The sequence below is a fragment of the Streptomyces sp. genome, from assembly GCF_019510245.1.
Taxonomy (GTDB): Bacteria; Actinomycetota; Actinomycetes; order Streptomycetales; family Streptomycetaceae; genus Streptomyces.
In genome coordinates this window covers 1-2,654 of sequence record NZ_JAEKKT010000404.1, presented here as the reverse complement: position 1 = coordinate 2,654, position 2,654 = coordinate 1, and the positions used below count along the sequence as shown (strand labels likewise).

The following is a 2,654-nucleotide window of genomic DNA, read 5'->3' as shown; positions in this document are numbered from 1 at the left end:
GACTCCAACCCGACCAAGCTCATCGAGATCGTCGAGATCGGCAAGCAACTCCTCATCACCCGGGGCGCGTTGACCACGTTCTCCATCGCCAATGACGTGGCGAAGTACTTCGCGATCATCCCGGCGCTGTTCGCGGCGGTCTACCCGGGCCTGGACAAGCTCAACATCATGGGCCTGGCCTCGCCGGACTCCGCGATCCTGTCCGCGGTAGTCTTCAACGCGCTGATCATCATCGCGCTGGTCCCGCTGTCTCTGAAGGGTGTGCAGTACCGGCCCGTCAGCGCGGACAAAATGCTCCGCCGCAACCTCACGATCTACGGTATCGGCGGCCTGGTCGCCCCCTTCGTCGGCATCAAGCTCATCGACCTGCTCATCTCCCTGATCCCCGGGCTGTAATTCCTTGAAAGCGTGCTGATCCCCATGAACAACTCGGTATCCAACACTGCCCGGTTGCTCTGGGCGGGCCTGCGTGCCCTCCTCGTGCTGACCCTGGTGACCGGCGTCATCTACCCGCTGGTGGTGACCGGTATCGCCCAGGGACTGTTCAGCGACCGGGCCAACGGCAGCGAGATCAAGGCGGACGGCAAGGTCGTCGGCTCGTCCCTCATCGGCCAGGCGTACAACCTGCCGCTGAAGAAGGGCCAGGAGACCCCGGAACCCGACCTGAAATGGTTCCAGGGCCGTCCGCAGAACGGCCTCGGCAGCAACAGCGTCAACACCCAGTACAAGCTGATCCTCTCCGGCGCCACCAACCGGTCCGCCGACAACAAGGAGCTGATCGACTGGGTGACCGCCGCCAAGGCCGCAGTTGTCAAGGACAACTCGGTGAACGGCTACACGGTCAGGCCCTCCGACGTACCCGCCGACGCGGTGACCTCCTCCGGGTCCGGCCTCGACCCGGACATCTCCCCGCAGTACGCGGACATCCAGGTCCACCGGATCGCGGAGAAGAACGGCCTCTCCGTGGCCCAGGTGCGGGAGTTGGTCGACGACCACACCGAGCGCCGCACCCTCGGCTTCATCGGCGAGCCCCGGGTGAACGTCCTCGAACTCAACATCGCGCTCAAGGAACTCGTTTCGAAGAGCTGATGGAGTTACGCGATCCACAGGGGAGTTGGCGGGTCCGGGGAGAACCGGGTTCCGCCGACTCCCGCCGCCATAAGGCCGACCGCACGGCCTCCGCTGCTCATGGTCCGACGTACGACAGGAAGGCGCACGCCCATGACACGGGTGCTGGTGGTGGAGGACGACCCACAGCTCGTACGAGCCCTCGTCATCAATCTCCAGGCACGCCGGTACGGGGTCGACGTGGCCCCCGACGGCACCACCGCGCTCCGGCTCGCAGCCGCCCGTCAGCCCGACGTGGTGCTGCTCGATCTCGGGCTGCCCGACATGGACGGGGTCGACGTCATCAAGGGACTGCGGGGCTGGACCAGGGTGCCGATCCTCGTCCTGTCCGCGCGGCAGGCGTCCGAGGAGAAGGTCGCCGCGCTGGACGCCGGCGCCGACGACTACGTCACCAAGCCGTTCAGCATGAACGAACTGCTCGCCCGGCTGCGGGCCGCCGTCCGCCGCACCGAGGACCTGCCGCTCGCGCCGGGGGCGACCCTGGTGGCGACGGCTGATTTCACCATCGACCTGCTCGCCAAGAAGGCCGTACGGGGCGATCGCGACGTACGCCTCACGCCCACCGAGTGGCACCTGCTGGAGATCCTGGTCACCAGCCCAGGGCGCCTGATCACACAGAAACACCTGCTCCAGGAGGTCTGGGGCGTCTCCCAGAGCAACAAGACCAACTACCTGCGCGTCTACATGGCCCAGCTGCGGCGCAAACTGGAGACGGACCCTTCCCACCCCCGCTATCTCATCACCGAGCCCGGCATGGGCTACCGCTTCGAAGGGTGAACATGGCCCGCGGCGAGCTCCGGCGGTGCGCCTCGGACAGCATGGCGCGCGTGAGGACTGGCGGGACGAGCTGTCGAAGGCAGTTCGCGTGGTCACTTCGGGTCGCGGTCGAACACCGCCTTCGACCAGCGGTAGCCGAGCGCCGCGAGGCCCAGGCACCAGACGATGGTGATCCACCAGTTGTCGCCGATCTCAGTGCCGAGCAGCAGCCCGCGCAGGGTCTCGATGGCGGGAGTGAACGGCTGGTACTCGGCGATCGGCTGGAACCAGCCCGGCATCGCGTCGACCGGCACGAAGGCGCTGGAGATGAGCGGCAGGAAGACCAGCGGCAGCGCGTTGTTGCTGGCTGCCTCGGCGTTGGGGCTGACCATGCCCATCCCGACCGCGATCCATGTGAACGCCAGGGCGAACAGCGTGAGCAGGCCGAACGCCGCCAGCCACTCCAGGGCCGTGGCGTCCGTGGAGCGGAAGCCGATGGCCACGCCGACGGCGCCGACGAGGACCACGCTGATGACCGACTGCAGCACGCTGCCGATGACGTGTCCGATGAGCACGGAGCCGCGATGGATCGCCATGGTGCGGAAACGGGCGATGACGCCCTCGTTCATGTCCATGGAGACGGACACCGCGGTGCCGACCAGGGTGCCGCCGATGGTCATCAGCAGGATGCCCGGGACGAGATACGCGATGTACTCCGAGCGATCGGCGCCGCCACCGCCGATGCCCGCGCTCATCACGTCACCGAAGAC

General features: G+C 67.1%; 3 protein-coding genes and 1 pseudogene. 3 read left to right on the top strand and 1 reads right to left on the bottom strand.

What is annotated here, in order from left to right:
* The 3 genes and pseudogenes from JF597_RS52960 to JF597_RS52950 form a co-directional block, all read left to right on the top strand.
* Positions 1-396: pseudogene (locus JF597_RS52960) on the top strand (potassium-transporting ATPase subunit B); the annotation flags it as partial.
* A gap of 24 nt (positions 397-420) precedes the next feature.
* Positions 421-1,089, top strand: coding sequence for a potassium-transporting ATPase subunit C (locus JF597_RS52955; RefSeq protein ID WP_294014121.1), 669 nt, complete (start codon positions 421-423; stop codon positions 1,087-1,089).
* Between the two features lie 132 nt (positions 1,090-1,221).
* Complete coding sequence (locus JF597_RS52950; RefSeq protein ID WP_294014119.1) at positions 1,222-1,905, top strand: response regulator; 684 nt, start codon at positions 1,222-1,224, stop codon at positions 1,903-1,905.
* A 92-nt stretch (positions 1,906-1,997) separates the two neighbouring features.
* Here JF597_RS52950 and JF597_RS52945 read toward each other — a convergent pair.
* The coding region (locus JF597_RS52945) for an ABC transporter permease (protein WP_294014117.1) at positions 1,998-2,654 on the bottom strand (657 nt) is incomplete at its 5' end.

Bases quoted from the DNA above. Each gene is read 5' to 3' on its own strand.
- JF597_RS52950 (WP_294014119.1), top strand. From the start codon at position 1,222: ATGACACGGGTGCTGGTGGTGGAGGACGACCCACAGCTCGTACGAGCC.
- JF597_RS52955 (WP_294014121.1), top strand. From the start codon at position 421: ATGAACAACTCGGTATCCAACACTGCCCGGTTGCTCTGGGCGGGCCTG.